The sequence below is a fragment of the Anthropogastromicrobium sp. genome (assembly GCF_037349415.1).
Lineage (GTDB): Bacteria > Bacillota > Clostridia > Lachnospirales > Lachnospiraceae > Anthropogastromicrobium > Anthropogastromicrobium aceti.
Genome location: NZ_JAXWCK010000025.1, coordinates 26,873 through 50,612, shown reverse-complemented (window position 1 = coordinate 50,612; position 23,740 = coordinate 26,873). Strand labels below are relative to the sequence as shown.

17 protein-coding genes are annotated in these 23,740 nt (G+C 42.2%); 14 read left to right on the top strand and 3 right to left on the bottom strand.

Annotated elements, in window-relative coordinates; genetic code table 11:
• Positions 1 to 119: 119 nt before the first annotated feature.
• Positions 120 to 1,736 (bottom strand): CTP synthase, encoded by a 1,617-nt coding sequence (locus tag WJP93_RS04045; RefSeq protein ID WP_337547042.1) that lies wholly within the window; start codon positions 1,734 to 1,736, stop codon positions 120 to 122.
• A 313-nt stretch (positions 1,737 to 2,049) separates the two neighbouring features.
• Between WJP93_RS04045 and ftsH the strand changes: the two genes are divergently transcribed.
• From ftsH to WJP93_RS04010, 7 genes are all read left to right on the top strand, one after another.
• Positions 2,050 to 3,939: an ATP-dependent zinc metalloprotease FtsH gene (ftsH, locus tag WJP93_RS04040; RefSeq protein ID WP_337547041.1), complete on the top strand. Its 1,890-nt coding sequence runs from the start codon at positions 2,050 to 2,052 to the stop codon at positions 3,937 to 3,939.
• Positions 3,940 to 4,050: 111 nt separating this feature from the next.
• Positions 4,051 to 5,982 carry an excinuclease ABC subunit UvrC gene (uvrC, locus tag WJP93_RS04035; protein WP_262536746.1) on the top strand — a complete coding sequence of 644 codons (1,932 nt, stop codon included), beginning with the start codon at positions 4,051 to 4,053 and terminating at the stop codon, positions 5,980 to 5,982.
• 30 nt (positions 5,983 to 6,012) lie between these two features.
• Positions 6,013 to 6,945 carry an HPr(Ser) kinase/phosphatase gene (gene hprK, locus WJP93_RS04030; RefSeq protein ID WP_262536747.1) on the top strand — a complete coding sequence of 311 codons (933 nt, stop codon included), beginning with the start codon at positions 6,013 to 6,015 and terminating at the stop codon, positions 6,943 to 6,945.
• Positions 6,945 to 7,910 (top strand): UDP-N-acetylmuramate dehydrogenase, encoded by a 966-nt coding sequence (murB, locus tag WJP93_RS04025; RefSeq protein WP_337547039.1) that lies wholly within the window; start codon positions 6,945 to 6,947, stop codon positions 7,908 to 7,910. The genes hprK and murB overlap by 1 nt, the downstream gene beginning before the upstream one ends.
• Before the next feature lie 3 nt (positions 7,911 to 7,913).
• Entirely contained in the window at positions 7,914 to 8,786 is an 873-nt protein-coding gene (rapZ, locus tag WJP93_RS04020; protein WP_337547038.1) for an RNase adapter RapZ, read from the top strand.
• The gene (gene whiA, locus WJP93_RS04015; RefSeq protein ID WP_337547037.1) at positions 8,770 to 9,753 is read left to right on the top strand and encodes a DNA-binding protein WhiA; all 984 of its coding nucleotides are present in this window, start codon (positions 8,770 to 8,772) and stop codon (positions 9,751 to 9,753) included. Before rapZ ends, whiA begins: the two co-directional genes overlap by 17 nt.
• A complete protein-coding gene (locus WJP93_RS04010; RefSeq protein ID WP_262536753.1) occupies positions 9,750 to 10,025 on the top strand; it encodes an HPr family phosphocarrier protein in 276 nt (91 codons plus the stop codon). The genes whiA and WJP93_RS04010 overlap by 4 nt, the downstream gene beginning before the upstream one ends.
• Before the next feature lie 58 nt (positions 10,026 to 10,083).
• Here the strand turns inward: WJP93_RS04010 and lepB are convergent, their stop codons facing one another.
• Positions 10,084 to 10,707, bottom strand: a complete 624-nt coding sequence (gene lepB, locus WJP93_RS04005) for a signal peptidase I (protein WP_337547035.1) — start codon at positions 10,705 to 10,707, stop codon at positions 10,084 to 10,086.
• A 242-nt stretch (positions 10,708 to 10,949) separates the two neighbouring features.
• On the opposite strand from lepB, the gene WJP93_RS04000 reads away from it, so the two are divergent.
• From WJP93_RS04000 to WJP93_RS03985, 4 genes are all read left to right on the top strand, one after another.
• Positions 10,950 to 14,423, top strand: coding sequence for a DNA polymerase III subunit alpha (locus WJP93_RS04000; RefSeq protein WP_337547034.1), 3,474 nt, complete (start codon positions 10,950 to 10,952; stop codon positions 14,421 to 14,423).
• A 138-nt stretch (positions 14,424 to 14,561) separates the two neighbouring features.
• Positions 14,562 to 15,536 (top strand): 6-phosphofructokinase, encoded by a 975-nt coding sequence (pfkA, locus tag WJP93_RS03995; RefSeq protein ID WP_227100353.1) that lies wholly within the window; start codon positions 14,562 to 14,564, stop codon positions 15,534 to 15,536.
• A gap of 161 nt (positions 15,537 to 15,697) precedes the next feature.
• A complete protein-coding gene (locus WJP93_RS03990) occupies positions 15,698 to 16,462 on the top strand; it encodes an RNA methyltransferase (protein WP_337547031.1) in 765 nt (254 codons plus the stop codon).
• A 251-nt stretch (positions 16,463 to 16,713) separates the two neighbouring features.
• Positions 16,714 to 18,696 (top strand): transglycosylase SLT domain-containing protein, encoded by a 1,983-nt coding sequence (locus WJP93_RS03985; protein ID WP_337547029.1) that lies wholly within the window; start codon positions 16,714 to 16,716, stop codon positions 18,694 to 18,696.
• 73 nt (positions 18,697 to 18,769) lie between these two features.
• On the opposite strand, the gene arcC is transcribed toward WJP93_RS03985, so the two are convergent.
• Positions 18,770 to 19,702 carry a carbamate kinase gene (gene arcC / locus WJP93_RS03980; RefSeq protein WP_227100356.1) on the bottom strand — a complete coding sequence of 311 codons (933 nt, stop codon included), beginning with the start codon at positions 19,700 to 19,702 and terminating at the stop codon, positions 18,770 to 18,772.
• 273 nt (positions 19,703 to 19,975) lie between these two features.
• Here arcC and queA point away from each other — a divergent pair, with 273 nt between their 5' ends.
• Genes queA through ligA form a run of 3 tightly spaced genes read left to right on the top strand, consistent with a single transcriptional unit; the run spans position 19,976 to position 23,721 of the window.
• The gene (gene queA, locus WJP93_RS03975; protein ID WP_337547128.1) at positions 19,976 to 21,001 is read left to right on the top strand and encodes a tRNA preQ1(34) S-adenosylmethionine ribosyltransferase-isomerase QueA; all 1,026 of its coding nucleotides are present in this window, start codon (positions 19,976 to 19,978) and stop codon (positions 20,999 to 21,001) included.
• A gap of 16 nt (positions 21,002 to 21,017) precedes the next feature.
• The gene (locus tag WJP93_RS03970) at positions 21,018 to 21,728 is read left to right on the top strand and encodes a pseudouridine synthase (protein WP_066563184.1); all 711 of its coding nucleotides are present in this window, start codon (positions 21,018 to 21,020) and stop codon (positions 21,726 to 21,728) included.
• Positions 21,729 to 21,753: 25 nt separating this feature from the next.
• The gene (gene ligA / locus WJP93_RS03965) at positions 21,754 to 23,721 is read left to right on the top strand and encodes an NAD-dependent DNA ligase LigA (RefSeq protein WP_337547026.1); all 1,968 of its coding nucleotides are present in this window, start codon (positions 21,754 to 21,756) and stop codon (positions 23,719 to 23,721) included.
• Positions 23,722 to 23,740: the final 19 nt, after the last annotated feature.

Sequence of the window (23,740 nt, the reverse complement as noted above, 5' to 3'; positions counted from 1 at the left end):
AAAGAAGAAAGAGACAGACTCAAAAGCCTGCCGCTTTCTTCTTTTTTCTTACGAATATTCAATTTGAATTTGAATGAACTGCTCTTTATTAAAACTACTTTTCTGTGAATAATAATGACTTAGTTTTCGCTCTTTTTCTGATACTCCAGTGCAGCACCGATGAAGCCCTTAAACAGTGGATGTGGGCGATTTGGTCTTGACTTTAATTCTGGATGAGCCTGGGTACCAATAAACCACGGATGATTTGGAAGCTCGATCATCTCTACAATGCGGCCGTCTGGTGAGATACCAGAAAGAGTCATGCCGTGAGAAGTGAGGGCAGCACGGTAATCGTTGTTGACCTCATAACGGTGACGATGACGCTCTGCGATTTTCTCAGTGCCGTAAAGCTGATAAGCCTTTGTGTCCTTTCCTAAGATACATGGATAAGAGCCAAGACGTAATGTACCACCGATGTCAGTGACACCATTTTGATCTGGCATCAGATGGATAACTGGATGAGCGGTTTGCGGATCAAGCTCAATGCTGTGTGCATCGCGAATGTCAAGAACATGACGGGCAAACTCAACGATTGCCATCTGCATGCCAAGGCACAAGCCAAGGAATGGAATGTTATTTTCACGTGCATAGCGGATAGAGGTAATCATGCCCTCAATACCACGATCACCAAAGCCGCCAGGAACGATAACACCGGATACATCCTTTAATTGTTCGGCTACATTCTCAGTTGTTACCTGCTCAGAATCAACCCATTTAATAGTTACACTTGCATGATGAGCAACACCGCCGTGCTTAAGTGCCTCAACAACACTGATATATGCATCGTGAAGTGCGGTATACTTTCCGACAAGAGCAACGGTTACAGAGCTTGTCGGATTCTTCCATGCATCCACCATAGCTTTCCACTCGTCAAGATCAGGTTTTGGACTATCAAGACCAAGGCATTCACAGGCAACGTCTGCTAAATGTTCTTCCTCAAGCATAAGCGGAACCTCATATAATACGTCACAGTTCAAATTTTCTAATACGTGTCTGACTGGAACATTACAGAACAGACCGATCTTAGCCTTCATCTGGTCGCCCATTGGGTAATCGCTGCGGCACATGATAACATCTGGCTGAAGTCCCATTCCCTGAAGCTCTTTAACGCTTGCCTGTGTAGGCTTTGTTTTCAGCTCCTGAGAAGCAGACAGATACGGGATCAGGGTAACATGAATCAGCATAGAATTGTTGCGGCCAACCTCATGCTGGAACTGACGGATAGACTCTAAAAACGGCTGACTCTCGATATCACCGACAGTACCGCCAACCTCGATAATGGCAATTTCTGTCTTATCAGTTGTAAAATTGCGGTAGAAACGATCCTTAATTTCATTTGTGATGTGAGGGATTACCTGTACGGTACCGCCGCCGTAATCGCCACGGCGCTCGCGCTGCAGTACGCTCCAGTAAACCTTTCCAGTGGTAACATTGGAATTGCGGGTGAGACTTTCATCGATAAAGCGCTCATAGTGACCAAGATCAAGATCAGTCTCAGCGCCGTCATCGGTGACAAACACCTCTCCGTGCTGAACCGGGTTCATAGTTCCTGGGTCAATGTTGATATAAGGGTCGAATTTTTGCATAGTAACGGTGTAGCCGCGCGCCTTTAACAGACGGCCAAGTGATGCGGCAGTGATTCCTTTTCCAAGTCCGGATACGACGCCTCCGGTGACAAATACGTACTTAACAGGCATAATTACCTCCTCTGAAGAAAAATAAAAGTGTCAATAGTAAAATGCGTGTATGAACTATTCAGCCATATAAAATAAATCCATATATTACAGAAAGCAATTTTACTGGCTCTGAATAGTCAACAAAATCAGAGTTATTATACAACCATTTTTTTTTCAGCGCCACTATTATTTCACAGAAATTTTATTGCAATATTGCATGTTCAATTATATAATAGTTACAGTTTACTTCTCATGTATGTTTCTTAGACTTCGCTAAAGCAGCTTTATAAGGCACGCATGATGGGTACTGAAAATGAAGAAAGGTGAGGAACGAATGGACGACAGGGAAAGAAAACCTGATAACAGGAATAACAAAAAACGAAATTATCAGTTGTATATAATCTTGGCGATTGTAGCAGCAGTTACTGTTGCACTGATAACGGGACTGGATTCTCTAGTCAAGAAAAGTACGACAAAAAAGGTAACGTACGATGAGTTTGTGGAAGCAGTAGAGGAAGGAAAGGTAGATTCAGTAAAGATTTCCAGCGCAAGAGTAACCTTTACGCTGACAGATGATCTTCGTATGACTTATTATACGCCATATCTTCCAGATTCAAATTTACTTCCTATGCTGAATGAGGCAGGTGTAGAATATACTGGTACGGAGGATAGCTCAGGCTCAGCTATACTTGAATTTATTTTAGTGTATATTCTTCCATTTGCATTGATCTGGATTCTGATGGGATTTTTTATGCGCCGTATCGGAGGAGGTTCCGGCGGCATGATGGGCATTGGAAAGGCGAACACAGCAACTAATATGAGTCGTGCAACTGGTGTAACATTTGCTGATGTGGCTGGTGAGGACGAAGCAAAGGAGTCATTGACAGAAATTGTTGATTTCTTACACAATCCACAGAAATATGTGCAGATCGGTGCAAAGCTTCCGAAGGGCGCACTTCTTGTAGGTCCTCCAGGAACAGGAAAGACGCTTTTGGCAAGAGCCGTTGCAGGCGAGGCTAAGGTTCCGTTCTTCTCGTTGTCTGGTTCTGATTTTGTAGAGATGTTTGTCGGTGTTGGTGCATCAAGAGTGCGTGATTTATTTAAGACTGCACAGCAGAATGCACCGTGTATCATTTTTATTGATGAGATCGATGCTATCGGTAAGACAAGAGATACACGCTACGGTGGAAATGATGAGCGTGAGCAGACATTAAATCAGCTGCTCTCTGAGATGGATGGATTTGATGCTTCTAAGGGTGTACTTGTCATGGCAGCGACTAATCGTCCTGAAATTCTTGATAAGGCACTTCTTCGTCCGGGTCGTTTTGACCGACGTGTCATCGTAGATAAGCCTGATCTTAAAGGTCGTATTGCAATCTTAAAGGTTCATGCAAAGGATGTGCGAATGGATGATTCTGTTGATTTAGAGGCAATTGCGCTTGCAACAAGTGGTGCTGTAGGTTCAGATCTTGCTAATATGATCAACGAGGCAGCGATCACTGCAGTAAAAAGAGGAAGTCAGGTGGTATCTCAGAAGGATCTTCTTGAGGCTGTCGAGGTTGTTCTTGTCGGTAAGGAAAAGAAGGACCGCGTCATGAATCAGAAAGAAAGACGTATCGTTTCCTATCATGAGGTTGGCCATGCACTTATCAGTGCACTTCAAAAGGATTCAGAACCTGTACAGAAAATCACAATTGTACCAAGAACAATGGGTGCGCTCGGCTATGTAATGCAGACACCGGCAGAGGAAAAATTCCTAAATTCCAAGGAAGAAATCTTAAATATGGTTGTCATGGCGCTCGGAGGACGTGCCGCAGAAGAACTTGTCTTTAACAGCGTGACAACTGGTGCATCAAATGATATTGAGCAGGCAACTGCCTATGTCAGAAATATGATCACAATGTATGGTATGTCAGATGAATTTGGTCTGATGGCACTTGAGACAGTAGAAAACCAGTACTTGGACGGACGCAGAGTGCTAAATTGCGCTGATGCAACGGCTGCTCAGATTGATCAGGTAGTAAAGGAAACGCTTAAGAAATGCTATGTGCAGGCAAAGCAGATGCTTTCTGAGAACAGAGAGGTCATGGATCATCTGGCAGAGTTCTTAATTAAAGAAGAAACAATTACTGGAAAAGAGTTCATGGAAATCTTCCATAAATATCGTCTGGAGCAGATGGAACGCCAGGTTGGTATGGACGTATCAGACAACACAAACGAATAAAGAACAAAACATATTGATTTAATCTATTATGGACGCTCATTTATAAAAGAAGCACAATTTTTTTATGTTGATTTGCTTTGCTTATGAATGGGCGTTTTTTAAGGAGTACGTATGGAGCAAGATGATTTTTTAGCACGAAAAGAGCAGATATTAAATCGCAATTCTGCGAAGAATTTCAAGGAATTTAATATTGAAAATGAATTAAAAAAGTTGCCTGCAAAGCCGGGCGTCTATCTGATGCATGATGCCTCGGACGAGATTATTTATGTCGGAAAGGCGATTAAGCTTTGTAATCGTGTACGCCAGTATTTTCAGCGCAGTAAAAAGCCGTCTGCCAAAATCGAGCAGATGGTTTCTCATGTTTCATATTTCGAATATATTGTGACAGACTCTGAGATGGAAGCACTGATTTTAGAGTGCAACCTGATAAAGAAACATCGTCCGCGCTATAATACGATGCTTATGGATGACAAGGCATACCCGTATATTAGAATTACAGTCGATGAAGATTTTCCAAGAGTCATGCTTGCGCATAAGCAGGTGCGTGATAAGAGCCGTTATTTTGGACCATATCCGAGCGGACTGGCTGTTAAGGACACACTAGAACTAGTGCATAAGCTCTTTGGCATTCGCACCTGTAATCGTGTGCTGCCGCGCGATCAGGGAAAGGAACGTCCTTGCTTGAATTATCATATCGGTCAGTGTATGGGACCATGCCAGGGGTATGTCACAAAAGAGGAATATGGGAAACAGATTGACCGCGTGATTTCGCTGCTTAATGGAAATTATGTGCAGCTGAGAAAAGAACTCGAGGAAAAAATGAAAGCTGCGGCGGCAGAACTTGAGTTTGAAACGGCTGCAAAATACAGAGATCTTGCAGAAAGCATTACAAAAATTGCCCAACAGCAAAAGATTACAGACAGCAGTTCATTAAATGACCGTGATGTGATTGCCAGTGCAATAGAAGGCGCTGATGCAGTTGTCCAGGTCTTTTTTGTCCGTGAAGGCAAGTTGATTGGCCGTGATCACTATCATGTCAGCGTAGCCGGCGGCGATACCGAAGCAGATGTTTTAAGCAGTTTTGTAAAACAATATTATGCAGGAACACCATTTCTTCCCGGTGAAATTTATATTCCATGCGAGCTAGAGGATATGGAAGTGATTGGCAGCTGGCTAACGAAAAAACGTGGCAAAAAGGTTGAAATTCTAGTGCCCAAGCGAGGCCGTAAGGAAAAAATGCTTGAACTTGCTGCGCAGAATGCAAAGATTGTTCTGCGCCAGGATAAGGATCGCATAAAGCGCGAAGAGGAACGCACAACAGGTGCGCTAAAGGAAATCGAAGGCTGGCTAAACTTGACGCATATTAACCGCATAGAAGCATATGATATTTCTAATACAAGCGGTATGGAATCAGTTGGATCTATGGTTGTTTTTGAAGGTGGAAAGCCAAAAAGAAACGATTACAGAAAGTTCAGGATAAAAAGCGTGCAGGGGCCAAATGATTATGCCTCAATGTACGAGGTGCTGACAAGGCGTTTCGAGCGTGCAAAAACAGGCAGTGAAAGCACATCCGACAGTTTCGTGCGTCTGCCAGACGTCATCATGATGGACGGTGGACGAGGTCAGGTCAATATGGCGCTTGAAGTCTTGGGAAAATTGGAAATGTCCATTCCAGTATGCGGCATGGTAAAGGATGATCATCATCACACAAGAGGCTTGTATTATAATAACGTAGAGCTTCCAATCGACACACATTCAGAAGGATTTCATTTAATTACACGCGTGCAGGACGAAGCACATCGCTTCGCCATTGAATACCATAAAAGTCTGCGCGGCAAAAAAGAAATTCATTCTATTTTAGACGATATTCCAGGCATAGGACCAAAGCGCAGACTGGCATTAATGCGTCAGTTTGGAGATATTAATGAAATCCGCGAGGCCACAGTCGCACAATTAGCAGATGTCGAAGGGATGAACGAGCGCGCCGCCGAGTCGGTCTATGAGTTTTTTCATTCAGTAGTTTACAAAACGGACACAAATTGATACAATGAAGAAAAAAAAGGAGATAAATTTATGAGCGGAGTTACTATTTCAGCATTAATTAAAAAAATGAATTTGGAACTTTTGACAAAAGAGATAAATACAGACAAGATCAAACTGTATCATCCGGATGTTAATCGTCCGGCACTGCAGCTGGCGGGCTATTACGAGCATTTTGATCGTGAGCGTGTTCAGCTGATTGGTGTTGTTGAGTATACCTATATGCAGCGCATGACAGAAGAGCAGCGTCTGGAAAATTATGAAAAGCTGCTTTCAAGCGAGATTCCATGCATCATCTTTTCTACAAATAATAGACCTGGTGAGACATTTTTAAAGATTGCAAGCAAATATAAGGTTCCTGTTATGCTTTCTGATAAAAAGACCTCTCCTTTGATGGCAGAGATAATTCGTTGGTTAAATGTTGAGCTGGCACCGACAATCTCAATTCATGGTGTGTTAGTCGATGTTTATGGTGAAGGTGTGCTGATTACTGGAGAGAGCGGCATTGGAAAGAGCGAGGCAGCGCTTGAGCTTATAAAGCGAGGCCATCGTCTTGTATCTGATGATGTTGTAGAGATACGTAAGGTAAGTGATGAGACATTAGTTGGAAGTGCACCAGATATCACAAGACATTTTATCGAGCTTCGAGGCATAGGAATTATCGATGTTAAGACATTGTTTGGTGTCGAGGCAGTTAAAAACACGCAGGCAATCGATATGGTTATTAACTTGGAGGATTGGGATAAGGATAAGGAATATGATCGTCTTGGTCTGGAGGATCATTATACCGAGTTTCTTGGAAACAAGATCGTCTGCCACAACATTCCGATTCGTCCGGGCAGAAACCTTGCGATTATTGTAGAGTCAGCGGCTGTCAACTACCGTCAGAAGAAGATGGGCTATAATGCAGCTAGAGAGCTGTATAATCGTGTACAGCAAAATCTTGCCAGGAGAGATGACGATTGATGGAATTTATGGAAATGGAAAGACAATTACAGGATAATGTTACAAAGAGGCTTCAGGCTATTTTAGAACCAGAGGATCTTCTTTTTGATGAGCCGATGAAGGACTACACGACTTTTCGAGTTGGAGGACCGGCAAAATGGATGGCAGCTCCGCAGGATGAGCAGCAGCTTCGCGTAATTTTAAAAATTTGCAGAGAACTGCAGATTCCATGCTTTATTCTTGGACGCGGCAGCAATCTGCTTGTCAGCGACAAAGGTTTTGACGGCGTGATTGTAAACTTACGAAAACATTTCAATAAAATTGAAGTAGATCGCGAAAATAAAACAATCACAGCAGAGGCAGGCGCATCACTTCCGGCTGTGTCACAGGCGGCACTATCTGCAGGACTTACAGGTCTTGAATTTGCTGCTGGCATTCCGGGAACAATGGGTGGCGGTCTGTTTATGAATGCAGGCGCGTATGGCGGCGAGCTAAAACAGGTCGTAACAGAAGCAGCTGTAATGACAAAGGACGGCATGATTTTACATGTGCCGGCAGAGCAGATGACACTTGGTCATCGTCTTAGCAGCTTTATGCAGACTGGTGAGATTATTCTTTCTGTTAAGATGCAGTTAACACAGGGAAATCCAGTTGTAATTAAAGAAACTATGGATGATTTTAACAGTAGGCGAAGAGAGAAGCAGCCGCTTGAATACCCAAGTGCAGGAAGCACCTTTAAGCGTCCAGCAGGTTATTTTGCCGGAAAGCTGATCGAGGATGCAGGCCTTAAGGGATTTTCAGTCGGTGGAGCACAGGTTTCAAAAAAGCATGCTGGTTTTGTAATCAATACTGGTTCTGCAACTGCAGCTGATATTTGGAATCTTTGCAATGAGATACAAAACAGGGTTCAAAATGAGTTTGGTGTAACGCTGGAAATGGAAATTCAGAAGCTTGGTTCATTTGAGCAGCAAAAAACAAAGGGTTAAAAAATGAGAATTGTAATTGTAACAGGAATGAGCGGTGCAGGAAAAACAACTGCACTCAAGATGCTTGAGGATATGGGTTTTTACTGCGTTGACAATTTGCCAATTCGCCTGATTGAAAAGTTTGTTGAGCTGATTAAGGGTGGCGGCACTGAGGCAAATGATATTGCGCTGGGCATTGATATTCGTAATCCTGAGTTTATTGGACTTATGAACGAAGTCATTACGCAGCTAAAGCAGGAAGAAATTGACTGTAAGGTTTTGTTTCTTGAAGCATCAGATGAATGTCTTATTAAGCGTTATAAGGAAACACGCCGCAGCCATCCGCTGTCACAGGGACAGCGAGTAGAGGTTGGAATTGCAAAAGAGCGAAAGTTAATGGCAGAATTGCTTTCTAAGTCCGATTATGTCATAAACACGTCGCAGCTTCTGACAAGAGAACTTAAGGCACAGCTAGAAGATATACTTTTAAAAGGCTTTGATTATAAAAATCTTTTTGTGACAGTGCTTTCATTCGGCTTTAAGTATGGAATACCTACAGATGCTGATCTTGTCTTTGATGTGCGATTTTTGCCAAATCCGTACTATTTTGAAAACATGAGACCGCTGACAGGAAATGATGCACCTGTTCGCGACTATGTTATGAGTTCAGACACGGCAAAAGTATTTTTAGAAAAGCTCACCGATATGGTGACATTTCTGATTCCCCATTATATTGATGAGGGAAAATCCCAGCTAGTCATAGCAATCGGCTGTACAGGCGGCAAGCACCGCTCTGTTACGATCGCCAATGCACTTTATGAAAAATTAAAGGGCAAAGAGGGCTATGGGCTGAGACTTGACCACAAGGATATTGAGAAAGATGGAAGAAGAAAATAAGAAAGAAAAAGAAGGAGCCTCCTTTTCCATGCAGGTAAAGGAGGAGCTTTCCTACGTAGAAGGAACATCACGCCACTGTAAGCTGGCAGAGTTAGCAGCGTTAGTTCTTTGCTGTGGACGGCTGGTGGACAGGAAAAAAGATGATGGTTATAAAGATAGTTGTATTAGTAAAACGTTACTTTTCGAGTCAGAAAATGAAACAGTTTTAAGAAAGTACTTTACTTTTGTACAAAAAACATTTAATATAGAGTTAATGCGTGTATACAAGGGAAACGGATATGCTTTAGAGCTGAATGAACAAGACACAAAAACGGTTTTGCAGGCAATAGAGCTTTCTGAAGGGGAGCCCCTGGAGAATTGCGTTGCAGACAGCAGACTTTTGCTTCGAAATTGCTGCCGCAGGGCTTTTGTCCGGGGTTGTTTTCTGGCATCCGGCTCAATCAGTGCGCCGCAGAAAGGGTATCATTTTGAAATCGTTACCGTTTCAGAAAAGCGAGCGCAGCAACTGCAGCAGATCATCCGCACTTGTGGGATTGATGTAAAAACAGTGGTACGAAAAAAGTATCATGTAGTTTATGCAAAAGAAGGAGAGCAAATCGGAGATCTGTTAAGTTTGATGGAAGCACCAAAAGCCAGAATGAATTTTGAAAACATTCGCATTCTAAAGGATGTCCGCAACAGTGTGAACCGCAAAGTAAATTGTGAGGCTGCCAATCTGAATAAAACGGCAAATGCCTCATTGGAGCAAGTTAGAGATATTGAATATATCAGTGAATATTACGGCCTGGAGAGCTTACCTGAAAATTTAAGACAGGCCGCACGTCTGCGTCTTGAAAAACCAGACGCCTCTCTGACGGAACTGGGAAAAATGATGGACCCGCCAGTAAGTAAATCAGGTGTTAACCATCGTTTTAAGAAACTAAAGGCATTAGCGGATCAGATGAGAGAAAAAGGAGGAAGATTATGATAACAAAAACAATTACAGTAGAGATTCCAGCAGGACTAGAAGTACGCCCGGTGGCTGTTCTCGTTCAAGTGGCAAATCAGTACAACAGCAGCATTTACGTAGAGAGTGGAAACAAGAAAGTAAATGCAAAGAGCATTATGGGACTGATGACATTAGGACTTCGTGCAGGTGAGTCTGTTACTGTACATGCAGATGGTTCAGATGAGGAAGACGCTGTAGCTAAGATCGAGGCATATCTGACAGGAAGAGCAGTTATCAATGCAAGAGCATAAATAATAATTCTGATAAAAAAGCCGTGTGCGCATCACTGCCCACACGGTTTTCTTGTTTTTATTCATAATCAGCAGTATTTGTTAGGAGTTTAAAGCCGCCCCAATATCGAAAGATTGCTTTTGCCAGAATTTTGTCACGTGCAACATAAGTATTATTCCAGTATCGCGAATCTTTTGAGTTATTTCTGTTATCACCCATCATAAAATAGCAGCCCTCGGGAACCTGAAACTGCATACCATCGTTTGCGATAACCCATTCCTCTTTCAAATAATCCTCTTTTAATGGAGTAGTGGAGTCATTTATATATACCTTGCTGTCTTTTATTGTGACAGTCTCACCTGGAAGTCCAATGATTCGCTTGATGTAGTTTATAGATTCGTTGTCAGGATACTTAAAGATTACTATGTCACCACGCTTTGGATCCTCCATAAGATAAGAAAGACGAAAACCGAACAATCGATCACCAGTCATGATTGTGTTTTCCATTGAGCCAGATGGCACCTTTGCATTTAACAGAATAAAATTGTTAATCAAAAGTGCAGCAACAATGGCAATGCCTATGCTGATCACATATTCAAGAATATTTTTTGCTGTTGATTCTTTTTCATCCGTTTTCTTATTGGCTTTTTTTTCATTCGTTTGCAGGTCATTTTCCTGCTCAGAAATATTGTTTTGCTCCATATGAGTACCTGTACCTTTCTCTTTGCTGTAACACTGCTGCAGCTGAAAATTTGCGTAAACGCTTTTGTACGAGTATAGCATAAACGAAAGGAAAAGTCTATTGTCAATTGGCGCTTTGCAACTAATGTTTGCTTTTCGCACGGAAAAATGATAAAATATGTTATAGTTCGCGTGATCTTTAAAAGGAGAATCTCGTGAGCAGGAATTGTGATGAGAATTGACCACAAAAGAAGGAGGCTTCTATGGCATTTACACATCTTCATGTGCATACAGAGTATAGTCTGCTCGACGGCTCATGTAAGATAAAGGAATTAATTGACAGAGCAAAAGAGCTGGGGATGCAGTCCCTGGCGATTACAGATCACGGCGTCATGTACGGCGTGATTGATTTTTATAAAGCAGCAGTTAATGCAGGTATAAAGCCCATTATAGGCTGTGAGGTTTATGTGGCACCGGAATCAAGATTTGACAGAGAAGCAGGCGGACAGGGAGATGATCGTTATTATCATCTGGTGCTGTTAGCAGAAAATGATACAGGCTATCATAACCTGATGAAGATTGTTTCAAGAGGTTTTACGGAAGGCTATTATTATAAGCCGCGTGTAGATAAAGAACTTCTTGAAAAATATCATGAGGGCATAATTGCACTAAGTGCATGTCTGGCAGGTGAGGTGGCAAGAAATGTCACAAGAGGTCTTTATGAGGACGCAAAAAAAGCAGCGCTTTCCTATGAGAAAATTTTTGGAAAGGGAAATTTCTTTTTAGAACTGCAGGATCATGGAATCAGTGCACAGGCAACTGTTAATCAGGCACTTCTTCGTATGAGTGAGGAGACAGGGATTGAGCTTGTAGCAACAAATGATATTCATTATATAAATGCAGAAGACGCAGAGCCTCATGATGTACTTTTATGTATACAGACCGGAAAAAAGGTAAACGATGAGAACCGCATGCGCTACACGGGAGGCCAATATTATTTAAAATCTGAGCAGGAAATGCGTGATCTGTTTCGTTATGCACAGCAGGCGATTGACAATACAGCAAAAATTGCAGACAGATGTAATGTTGAGATTGAGTTTGGAAAGACAAAGCTTCCAAAGTTTTCTGTGCCGGATGGCTACACATCAGAACAGTATCTTGAGAAGCTTTGCCGTGAAGGATTGGTGCGCCGTTATGGTGAGGAGGCATCACAGGTAGAAAAACGTCTTGACTATGAGCTTGGTGTTATAAAAAAGATGGGCTATGTTGACTACTTTTTGATTGTGTGGGATTTTATTCATTTCGCAAAATCAAAAGATATAATGGTTGGTCCGGGACGAGGTTCAGCAGCAGGAAGTGTAGTTGCCTACAGTCTGGAGATAACAGATATTGAGCCGCTTCGCTATCAGCTTCTGTTTGAGCGTTTTTTAAATCCAGAGCGTGTATCTATGCCAGATATTGATGTAGACTTTTGCTTCGAGCGCCGTCAGGAAGTAATTGACTACGTTGTAGAAAAGTATGGCAAAGATCAGGTCGTTCAGATTGTTACATTTGGTACGCTTGCTGCAAAAAACTGTATCCGCGATGTTGGACGTGCACTTGATTTGCCATACTCGCTTTGCGATATGATTGCTAAGCTTATTCCGGCTGAATTAAATATGACAATTGACCGTGCATTAAATGTCAACCCAGAGCTTCGGTCTCATTATGACAGCGATCCGCAGGTTAAAAAACTTATTGATCTCTCAAAGAGGCTTGAAGGTCTTCCGCGTCATACATCAATGCATGCGGCTGGAGTTGTCATAAGCCAGCGTGCCGTAGACGAATATGTGCCGCTCTCAAGAGGAAGCGATGGTGCAGTTGTCACACAGTACACTATGACAGCCTTAGAAGAGCTAGGTCTTTTAAAAATGGATTTTCTGGGACTTAGAACGCTTACAGTTATACAAAATGCAGTAAATAATGTGAAGCGAAGTCAGGGCATTGCATTAGATATCAGTAACATTGATATGAATGATTCGCAGGTACTTGCCTCAATTGGAACAGGTCATTGTGAAGGTATTTTCCAGCTTGAGAGTGCAGGAATGAAAAACTTCATGAAGGAGTTAAAGCCAGACAGTCTTGAGGATATTATCGCTGGAATTTCTCTATATCGCCCAGGTCCTATGGATTTTATTCCGAGATATTTAGAGGGAAAAAATAATCCGGAAAAAATCACATACGAATGCCCACAGTTAAAGTCAATTCTTGAACCTACGTATGGATGTATAGTGTATCAGGAGCAGGTTATGCAGATTGTTCGTGATCTTGCAGGCTATACGCTTGGACGAAGCGATCTTGTGCGCCGTGCAATGGCTAAAAAGAAGGCAGCTGTGATGGAGAAAGAGCGTCAGAATTTTGTGTACGGCAATGAAGAAGAAGGTGTTCCGGGATGTATTTCACGCGGAATTGATGAGAAAACGGCAAATCATATATATGATGAGATGATTGATTTTGCAAGATATGCGTTTAATAAGTCACATGCTGCAGCATATGCAGTTGTAGCATATCAGACGGCTTATTTAAAATATTATTATCCTGTTGAATATATGGCTGCACTTATGACGTCTGTAATTGAAAATTCTGGAAAAGTTTCTGATTATATTCAGGTTTGCCGTAAGATGGGAATTTCAATCGTTCCGCCTGATATAAATGCCGGTGAGTGGGATTTTTCTGTGCGCGATGGAAAAATCTGTTATGCATTATCTGCCATAAAAAGCATTGGACGAAATGTTATTTTAGCGATTGTGCGTGAGAGAAAAGAAAATGGAGCATACACAGATCTTCAGAATTTCTTAGAGCGCATGTATGGAGGTGAGTTAAATAAACGAGCCGTTGAAAATCTGATAAAGTCAGGTGCGATGGACTGTATTGAAGGCAACAGAAGACAAAAAATGGAAGTTTATTCCTCTATTATGGATGAATTAGCCAGAGAACAGAAACACTCTATGACAGGACAGTACAGCCTGATGGATTTTTTAGAGGGACCGCAGAAGGATGACTTTAAGATTTCATTCCCCAAGGTGCCAGAATATGAGCCAGGAGCACTTCTAGCAATGGAAAAAGAGGTGCTTGGAATTTATATCAGTGGTCATCCGCTAGAGGCTGACAGAAGTCTCATCGAGAAAAATATCACAGCAGTCAGCAGTGATTTTATTCAGGATGAGGAGACTGGAATGGCAAGGGTGCGAGATCAGGCCATTGTTACGGTGGCAGGAATGATTGCAGCAAAAACAGTTAAGACAACAAAGACAAACCAAATGATGGCATTTCTGACGCTTGAGGATTTACGAGGAACTCTTGAGGTGATTGTTTTTCCAAAAGATTACGAAAAATATCGCGCAATTCTCAGTCCAGATCAGAAAATTTTTGTTAAGGGTCGCGTGTCACTTGGAGATGAGGTGCAGGGAAAACTGATCTGTGAAAAGATAGTGGCATTTTCTGAGATTCCGGGTGAGCTGTGGATTCAGTTTCAAGATCTTGAAAGCTACCAAATGAATGAAAAGAAGCTTCTGTCTATGTTGGCACCGTGGGATGGAAAAGACACAGTAGTGGTTTATCTTTCCAACACAAGACAGTACCAAAAGCTGCCGCCAAGCCGATGTGTCGGCATTTGTCCACAGCTTATTGACCAGCTTGACCAAGTATTTGGAAAAGAAAATATAAAAACATTGAAAAAAATCAAGGAAAAGCTCTAAATTGTATTGAAAAACTTTGCAAAATCAATTAGAATAAGTATTGGTAAATTTTTAACACACTTTACCAGACAGCAAGAAAAACACAAAATGCAAAGCAAAAAGATAAGAAACATGTCAAGACAGCAAGGAGGAAACGTCATGGCAAATAAAGTAAAGACAATTGGTGTATTAACAAGTGGAGGAGATGCTCCAGGCATGAACGCCGCAATCCGCGCCGTTGTTCGTACCGGTATTGCGAAGGGTCTGAACGTAAAGGGTATTATGAGAGGTTACGCCGGACTGCTGAAAGAGGAGATCGTTGATATGGATTCTCGCAGCGTATCTGATATCATCCAGAGAGGTGGTACTATCCTTTATACAGCAAGATGTTCTGAGTTCCGTACAGAGGAGGGTCAGAAGCTTGGTGCAGAGATCTGCAAAAAGCACGGAATTGATGGTATCGTTGTAATTGGCGGTGACGGTTCCTTTAATGGAGCATGTAAGCTGGCAAATCTGGGAATCAATACAATTGGTCTGCCGGGAACTATTGATCAGGATATTGCTTGTACAGATTATACAATCGGATTTGATACAGCAATCAATACTGCAATGGAAGCAATTGATAAGGTAAGAGATACATCTACATCTCATGAGCGCTGCAGTATCATTGAGGTTATGGGAAGAAGCGCAGGTTACATCGCTTTATGGTGTGGTGTTGCAAATGGTGCAGAGAATATTCTTCTTCCAGAGTATTATGATGGCGATGAGCAGGCACTGATCAATCAGATTATTGAGAATCGTAAGAAGGGTAAGAAGCATCATCTGATTATTAACGCAGAGGGTGTTGGTCATTCCGCAAGCATGGCAAAGAGAATTGAGGCAGCTACAGGCATTGAGACCAGAGCAACCATTCTTGGACATATGCAGCGTGGTGGAAGCCCGACCTGTCTGGATCGTTATTATGCATCTATGATGGGTGCTCGTGCCGTAGATCTTCTGTGTGAAGGTGCAAGCAACCGTGTAGTAGCATTCCGCGATGGTAAGTTCGTTGATTACGATATCAACGAGGCACTTGCTATGAAGAAGACTATCTCTCCATACGAGTACGAAGTAAGCAAGATGCTGTCTAGATAACTGAATGTTTTTAGAATTGCTAAGTTTTCAGTAACGGAGCAATTCGTAAGTATCATAAGTATCAGTATAAAAGAAAAAGAACGAAAGTGGCCCACGGTCTTGACTGTGGGCTATTTTTGCAGGAAAATACAGTTAAAAAAGAAAAAAAGTGAGGATCATTTATGAATCAGCAGCAAAAATATATTTTGAATTTACAGAGAAAATCCAGGGAGAGAAAGCGCGAGCAGGCATTTGTTATTGAGGGAAGAAAGATGTTTGAGGAGGCACCAGCAGATCGTGTAAAAATGATTGTGGCGTCCGAATCCTTTAGCAAAAGCAAAGAGGGCGCAGCACTTTTAAAAGGCAAAAAATTTGACGTAGTAAGTGATTCGATTTTTGAGACACTTTCCGATACAAAGACACCGCAGGGTATTCTTGCAGTAGTAAAGCAGCAGCCGTATTCATTTGAAGAGCTGCTTGGAAAAGACAGAGCCTCCTTTTTGCTTATCTTAGATCATTTACAGGATCCGGGAAATTTAGGAACAATCATGCGTGCAGCTGAGGCAGCAGGAGTGACTGGTATTTTAATGAGCAGTGACTGTGTTGATATCTACAATCCAAAGACAATACGAAGCACTATGGGTGCTCTTTACCGCGTGCCGTTTGTCGTATCAGAAGATTTTGCAGGCGATATAGAGCGCTTAAAAAAGGCAGGTGTAAGCACATATGCCGCTCACCTAGGCGCAACAATCAGCTACGAAGGAGCAGACTATAAAAAGCCTTGCGCATTTATGATTGGAAACGAGGCAAACGGTCTGTCAGATGAGGTAGCAGCGCTTGCAGACTGTAAGATTCTGATTCCAATGGCAGGACAGGTAGAATCATTAAATGCGGCAATGGCAGCCACTGTTTTGATGTTTGAGGCAGCAAGACAGAGACGGAATTGAGTTTACAGTGAACTGTAACAAAACTAGGCCTCCTGTCGATTTGCGCGACGGCTCTCCCAAGAAAGCAGTTGACAATATTTATTAAAAATGTTACAATGCGTCTGTAACAAAGTTGTAATAAGTTTAATAAAATTGAAACAGTTATTACATAATTATGATATTTTTCATGTCTAGGACGGTAAAAAATACTGTTTGCGAAAAGTAAATGTTTCACAGACATGAAAATAAAAATGGGAGAGGTCAAATATTCAATGAAAGCTAGAGTAAAAATTCTTGTGAATGGAGCGGCAGCAACGCTTTTAACTGGTGCAGTTGCAGCTGGACTTATTATTTCTTCAACAGGTGCACTCCAGACAAAGAATAATGATGTTCTCGCCGCGCGTGAGCTTGATGAGACACAGGAAGAGATGACAAGAGAGCAGGAGCCTCAGACAGAAGCAAATGCAGAATTAGTCAGCGCTGAACGTTATCAGCTGGGCATGTTGTGGGAACATGAGCTAACGGCGAAAAAGACAACAGAAAAGTCAACTGAGTCTGACGAAAAAAATTCAGAAAATGAGCAGTACTCATCAAGTGCATCATCTGCACAGAGTCCATTGGCAAGCTATTTTTCAGATCAGGCACTTGTAAATCCAAATACAGTAGGCAATTACTTAAATGTGCGAGTACAGGCAGATGAGAGTGCAGAGGTGGTTAATACCATTAAGGCAGAAGAGCTTGTATCTGTTCTTGGCGAAGACGGTGATTGGACAAAGATTGGAGTAGACGATATGGAGGGCTGGGTAAAAACCGAGTACCTTCTGACAGGAGAAGAAGCTGCAGCGTATATGCAGGAGAACGGAACTCTTTATGCAAGAGTGACTGTTCCGAATATGAACATTCGTCTTCGTCCTACAACATCTGCAGATATTTTGGATGTAGCATACGAATACGATGCTTATGAAGTAAGCTTGCTGGAGTCTGGCTGGGCATACTGTGTATATGACGGACCTATGAAGGGGTACCTTTCAGCAGATTGTCTTGCAGTTTCATATTCTCTTGGAGAGACATGGATCAATACCGATATTGCTTTAACAGAGGATAATGCAAAGCAGCTAGGTGTTGCAGTAAGTGAGAGCAGTGCAGAAAATATCCTGTTAGCATCTGCAAATAAAGTTAATACAAGTACTGATATCTCATCAGATACTACAAAAGAGGATGCAGGCAGCCAGGAAGTATTAACAGTTCTGTCACCAGATCAGGTAATGGCAATGGCATCTCAGGCAGAAACGGTAAGTTCTCAGCAAGAGGAATCTAAAGTACAGCAGGATACTGTGCCATCATCTAGTGCAGCAGCTATCGAAAACAGCACAGCAAACAGTGAGACAGCAGCACCGTCTGAGTCGGCACAGCAGCCATCTTCTGAGGCTGTACAGCCAACAGTACCAGAAACACAGCCATCTACTGAAGCTGTGACAGTAACAGGTATCGAAGCTTTCTATGTCGGTGGTACTAAGAGTGAAGGCGATGTAGTTTACAGCAATGAGGTATATGTTGTAGCAGCATACAGTGATGGAAATTATGCAACGATCACAGAAGGCTGGTCAAGCAGTGATATCGGTATGATGCTTCACGCAGGTGAAAATGTAATTACATTGTCTTATGGTGGTTTTTCATCTAACATCGTTCTTACAGTGGCAGCAGCATCGCCAGCGGTACCGGAGACACAGCCGACAGCGCCAGAGACACAGCCGGCGGCACCGGAGACACAGCCGGCAGCGCCAGAGACACAGCCAGCAGCACCAGAGACACAGCCAGCAGCACCGGAGACACAGCCGTCACAGCCAACTGGAAGCATCCGTGTCACTAATGTTGCACTCAGCAGTGATTTGACGCAGTATACATTAAATCTTTGCAGTCAGTATGGTGTGGACAGTTCAGTAATATTCTCTGTTATGTATCATGAGAGCCACTTTAATGCAGGTGCTACAAGCGGAAGCGGTGCACAGGGACTGATGCAGATCATTCCAAGATACAGTGCATCTCGTATGGCGAAGCTTGGTGTTACTAATCTGTATGATCCAGCATCCAACATCTTAGTTGGAATTGATTTGCTAGCGGAGTATTACCATACATATGGCAGTTGGAATCAGGCACTGACAGCATACCGTACAGGAAACGCAGGAAATGATTCTGCTTATGCGGCAACGATCCTTGGAAGTGTAGGAATGTTCCAGACTGTTTACTATGAATAATTATGAATAATAAAAAAGAGGTCATGTCGTTTTGGACATGACCTCTTTGCAGTTTGTGATGGTGTAAATCAAATCACTTGGTAATCAATGTACCGGTCTTTCCTGCAAGTGCTTCCTTTACCTTATCGAGGGATGTGATGATTGCCTTGCGGTTTTCACCTGCAGCTACAAAGCTTACAGCTGAAGCAAGCTTAGGCAGCTTTGTTTCCTTTGCCATAGTCTGGCTGTCGATAAGCTCCATTGCCTCTGCAACAGATAAATGATCTGGAGAGAACTCCTGCGGTGTATCTGCATGAATGACAAAGCGTTCAGTAGCAGATAAGAATAAAAGAACATCTGCGTCTAATTCGTGTGCCATCTTAGCAGCTGTGGCATCCTTCTCAATAACAGCACTGGCACCCTTTAAAACAGGACCCTGCTCTAATACAGCAATACCGCCGCCGCCGGCTGCGATTACGACCTGTCCGGCATCAGCAAGTGCACGAATAGCGTCAATCTCATAGATCTCAATCGGGGCAGGAGATGCAACGATACGGCGGAAGCCGCCTTCCTCTTCACGAACAAAATTACCCTTGTCACGTTCTGCCTGTGCCTGCTCAGCTGTCATGATACGGCCGATAGATTTCAGCGGATGACTAAATGCATGATCAAATGGGTCAACCTTAACCTGTGTAATAATGGTGGATACTGTGTTAAAGATACCTCTGCGAAGCAGCTCAGTACGGATCTCATTCTGAAGGTCGTATCCAATGTAGCCCTGGCTCATAGCACTGCAGACTGCCATAGGTGCAACTGTAAAATCCTGATGTGCATTGCCAAATTCGGTCATAGCCATGTGAATCATACCAACCTGAGGACCATTGCTGTGTGTGATAACAATCTGATATTTTAATTCTGCAAGGTCAGCAATAGCTTTTGCTGCTTCCTTAACAGCAGTCTTTTGCTCTGGAAGCGTCTTTCCAAATGCATTGCGGCCAAGCGCAACGACGATTCTTTTTTTAGGCATAATGAAAACCTCCCTGTTATTTAGCCACGTGAATTGTAACTATTATTTTCCTTATAATCATACCATTGCAGAGAAAACAAATCAACGAAAAATCCAAAATACACGTAAAAAGTTTTTAAGTTGATACAGTTCTTGTATTTGCGAAAAAATTATGATATGCTACATGAGTATTAGAGGGCTTTTTTATATTTGGAGGCAATAATAATGGAAACTATGGAAACAAAAGTAAATACAACAAATGAGACAGAGTCTGCAGCACATCAAACAGGTATGATGGATATAAATGATTTTGATTATGATCTGCCAGAGGAGCTAATTGCACAGGATCCGATTGAGGACCGCAGCAGTTCAAGATTGCTTTTACTGGATAAAAAGACAGGCAAGACTCAGGATAAGATTTTCAGAGATATTATCGATGAATTAAATCCAGGTGACTGTCTTGTTATAAATAATACAAAGGTTATTCCAGCGCGTCTGATGGGTGTTAAGGAAGATACTGGTGCTCACATTGAGGTGCTTTTGCTAAAGAGAGAGCAGGATGATGTCTGGGAGGTACTTGTAAAGCCAGGAAAGAAGGCAAAGCCGGGAACAATCATTACATTTGGTGATGGACGTTTAAAGGCAGAGGTGCTTGAAGTTGTAGAGGATGGAAACAGAAAGATTCGTTTTTCTTATCAGGGAATTTTTGAAGAGATTCTTGATGAGCTTGGACAGATGCCGCTGCCGCCTTATATCACACACCAGCTTAAGGATAAGAATCGTTATCAGACTGTTTATGCAAAGTATGAAGGCTCAGCAGCAGCACCGACAGCAGGACTTCATTTCACAAAGGATCTGTTGAAGAAGATTGAGGAAAAGAGTGTTGTTATCGCAAGCGTAACTCTTCATGTTGGTCTTGGCACATTCAGACCTGTAAAGGTTGAAAATGTTCTTGAGCATCATATGCACTCAGAGTTTTATCGTATCGAGCCAGAGGAAGCAGAGAAAATCAATGCAGCAAAGAAGGCTGGAAAACGTGTCATTGCAGTAGGAACGACAAGCTGCCGTACGTTAGAGTCAGCATCTACAGAGGATGGTATTTTGAAGGCGCAGAGTGGATGGACGGATATTTTCATTTATCCGGGTTATCATTTTAAAATGGTAGATGCCTTAATTACAAATTTCCATCTGCCAAAGTCTACACTTGTAATGCTTGTTTCTGCACTTGCTGGAAGAGAGCATATTTTAGCAGCCTACAAGGAAGCTGTTGAAAAGAAATATCGTTTCTTCTCATTTGGCGATGCGATGTTTATTCACTAAGAAAGGATATTTATATATGGAAGAAACAGTTCGTTTAAACAAATTTTTGAGTGAAAAAGGAATTTGCTCCCGCCGTGAGGCAGACCGTCTTGTTGATGAGGGAAAGGTCATGGTCAATGGCGTGTGTGCTGTTATGGGACAGAAGGTAAGCAGTGCAGATGAGATCGTTGTGGACGGAAAAAAGGTCAGCACAAAGCAGGTTAAGCCAGTATTGATTGCAGTCAATAAGCCGGCAGGAATCGTGTGTACGACAGCTCGTTTTGAGGGTGAGAAAAATATTGTAGATATGGTAAAATATCCTACTAGAATTTATCCGATTGGCCGTCTCGATAAGGAATCTGAGGGTCTGATTTTAATGACTAATCTTGGAGATCTGGCAAATGAAATTTCAAAGGCAAGCAATTCTCATGAAAAGGAATATGTTGTCACAGTTAATAATCAGGTAACAGAGAGCTTCTTAGATAAAATGAGAAGAGGTATGCATCTTGAGGAGCTTAATGCAGATACGATGCCATGCGTCTGCACAAAGACAGGAAACAGAGAATTTCATATTATTTTAAAGCAGGGCTTAAACCGTCAGATTCGTCGTATGTGCGCAGCATGTGGCTATCGTGTAGAGACATTAAAGCGTATTCGTATCATGAACATTCATCTTGGAAATATTCCGCAGGGAAACTTCCGTAATGTGACTGACGCAGAGTTTGATAAGCTTATTAAAACACTGTAATTATTTGTAAAAAGGCAGGTTTATTATGTCCGATTTGGAGCGTATGAAGGAGCTGGTAGAGCAGCTTGATGCGGCGGCGAGAGCATATTATCAGGAAAGCAAAGAGCTGATGAGCAATAAGGAATATGATGAGCTTTATGATGAGCTTACAGCACTTGAAAAAAAAACCGGAACAGTGCTTGCAAAAAGCCCGACTGCACATGCCGGATATGAGGTATTAAGTGCACTTCCAAAAGAAAATCATCCATCACCAATGCTGTCTCTTGATAAGACGAAGGAAGTGTCGCAGCTTCAGGAATTTTTAAAAGATCAGACAGGCATACTTTCCTGGAAGCTTGATGGTCTTACTATTGTATTAACATATGAGAATGGTACATTGACAAAGGCTGTGACACGTGGAAATGGAATCACAGGAGAGGTTGTCACACAAAATGCCAGACAGTTTGAAAATCTTCCAGCTAAGATTCCATTTAAGGGACGTTTGGTGCTGCGTGGTGAGGCAGTTATTTCCTATAAGGATTTTGAGCGAATCAACGAGGAAAATCCTGATGCGGATGCAAAGTATAAAAATCCGAGAAACTTGTGTGCAGGTTCTGTGCGCCAGTTAAATAGTCAGGTAACAGCAGGCCGTCATGTTCAGTTTATCGCATTTGCGCTCGTCTCGGCAGAGGATATGACCTTTAATAATTCAAGACGCTGCCAGTTTGAATGGCTTGCTGCGCAGGGGTTTGATGTTGTGACATACCGCATGGTAACTTCGACAGATCTTCCTGATTCTGTGAAGTGGTTTGCAAATCATATTGAATCAAATGAACTGCCATCAGATGGACTAGTTCTTTTGATGGATGATATCGCCTATGGTGAAAGTCTTGGAAACACAGCTAAATTTCCACGAAATGCCATGGCATTTAAGTGGAAGGACGAGACGGCAGAGACTACCCTTAGAGAGATTCACTGGAGTCCATCACGCACGGGACTTATAAATCCTGTTGCCGTGTTTGACCCTGTTGAGTTAGAGGGAACAACAATAACGCGTGCGAGCGTCCATAATGTTTCGATTGTGGAAAGCTTAAAACTTGGAATTGGTGATACAATCACTGTTTACAAGGCAAATATGATCATTCCTCAGATTGCAGAGAATCTGACACAAAGCAGTAACTTAACAATTCCGTCTGTCTGTCCAGTCTGCGGCGGACCAACAAAGCTTGTTACTAATGACGAGGTAACATGTCTGTACTGTGAAAATCCTGCATGTACGGCAAAGCAGACAAAAGCCTTTGAACTTTTTGTGAGCAGAAATGCCATGAATATGGAAGGTTTGTCAGAAGCGACCATTGAAAAGTTTATCGACTCTGGCTTTATTCACAGCTTTGCTGATATTTTCCATTTAAAGGAACATGCAGATGAAATTTGCAAGATGGATGGCTTTGGTGAAAAGTCATGTTCCAATTTGATTGCCTCAATTGATAAGGCAAGAAAGGTTAAGCTTCCAGCATTAATCTATGCACTTGGTATTCCAGGAATTGGTGTGGCAAATGCAAAGGTGCTTGCGCGTGCTTTCCACCAAGATCTTGATAAGCTTAGGGCAGCCACAGCAGAAGAGCTCACTGCGGTTGATGGTATTGGCGATGTTATGGCACAGGCTGTCTGCGATTATTTTAACGATTCAGAAAAAATGGGACAGTTAGATTCGCTCCTTAAGGAACTGGAACTTGTTTTGGAAGAAAATAATGAAAAACAGTATCTTGAAAACCTTACATTTGTGATTACTGGATCTGTCCATCATTTTGCAAACAGAAATGAGCTGAAAAACTATATCGAAAAGCATGGCGGTAAGGCGGCAGGGAGTGTATCAGCTAAGACAAGTTATCTTATTAATAACGACAAAGAATCAACTTCTTCCAAAAACAAAAAGGCAAAGGAGCTTGGTGTTTCTATCCTTTCAGAAGAGGATTTTCTTGATCTGTGCAAAAAAATGGAAGCTGGCGAGTAACGTAAAAAATGTATTCAAT

What these genes read in the sequence shown, in the direction of transcription:
- WJP93_RS04045 (WP_337547042.1), bottom strand. Translation starts at nt 1,736, where the DNA reads ATGCCTGTTAAGTACGTATTTGTCACCGGAGGCGTCGTATCCGGACTT.
- ftsH (WP_337547041.1), top strand. Translation starts at nt 2,050, where the DNA reads ATGGACGACAGGGAAAGAAAACCTGATAACAGGAATAACAAAAAACGA.
- uvrC (WP_262536746.1), top strand. Translation starts at nt 4,051, where the DNA reads ATGGAGCAAGATGATTTTTTAGCACGAAAAGAGCAGATATTAAATCGC.
- hprK (WP_262536747.1), top strand. Translation starts at nt 6,013, where the DNA reads ATGAGCGGAGTTACTATTTCAGCATTAATTAAAAAAATGAATTTGGAA.
- murB (WP_337547039.1), top strand. Translation starts at nt 6,945, where the DNA reads ATGGAATTTATGGAAATGGAAAGACAATTACAGGATAATGTTACAAAG.
- rapZ (WP_337547038.1), top strand. Translation starts at nt 7,914, where the DNA reads ATGAGAATTGTAATTGTAACAGGAATGAGCGGTGCAGGAAAAACAACT.
- whiA (WP_337547037.1), top strand. Translation starts at nt 8,770, where the DNA reads ATGGAAGAAGAAAATAAGAAAGAAAAAGAAGGAGCCTCCTTTTCCATG.
- WJP93_RS04010 (WP_262536753.1), top strand. Translation starts at nt 9,750, where the DNA reads ATGATAACAAAAACAATTACAGTAGAGATTCCAGCAGGACTAGAAGTA.
- lepB (WP_337547035.1), bottom strand. Translation starts at nt 10,707, where the DNA reads ATGGAGCAAAACAATATTTCTGAGCAGGAAAATGACCTGCAAACGAAT.
- WJP93_RS04000 (WP_337547034.1), top strand. Translation starts at nt 10,950, where the DNA reads ATGGCATTTACACATCTTCATGTGCATACAGAGTATAGTCTGCTCGAC.
- pfkA (WP_227100353.1), top strand. Translation starts at nt 14,562, where the DNA reads ATGGCAAATAAAGTAAAGACAATTGGTGTATTAACAAGTGGAGGAGAT.
- WJP93_RS03990 (WP_337547031.1), top strand. Translation starts at nt 15,698, where the DNA reads ATGAATCAGCAGCAAAAATATATTTTGAATTTACAGAGAAAATCCAGG.
- WJP93_RS03985 (WP_337547029.1), top strand. Translation starts at nt 16,714, where the DNA reads ATGAAAGCTAGAGTAAAAATTCTTGTGAATGGAGCGGCAGCAACGCTT.
- arcC (WP_227100356.1), bottom strand. Translation starts at nt 19,702, where the DNA reads ATGCCTAAAAAAAGAATCGTCGTTGCGCTTGGCCGCAATGCATTTGGA.
- queA (WP_337547128.1), top strand. Translation starts at nt 19,976, where the DNA reads ATGGATATAAATGATTTTGATTATGATCTGCCAGAGGAGCTAATTGCA.
- WJP93_RS03970 (WP_066563184.1), top strand. Translation starts at nt 21,018, where the DNA reads ATGGAAGAAACAGTTCGTTTAAACAAATTTTTGAGTGAAAAAGGAATT.
- ligA (WP_337547026.1), top strand. Translation starts at nt 21,754, where the DNA reads ATGTCCGATTTGGAGCGTATGAAGGAGCTGGTAGAGCAGCTTGATGCG.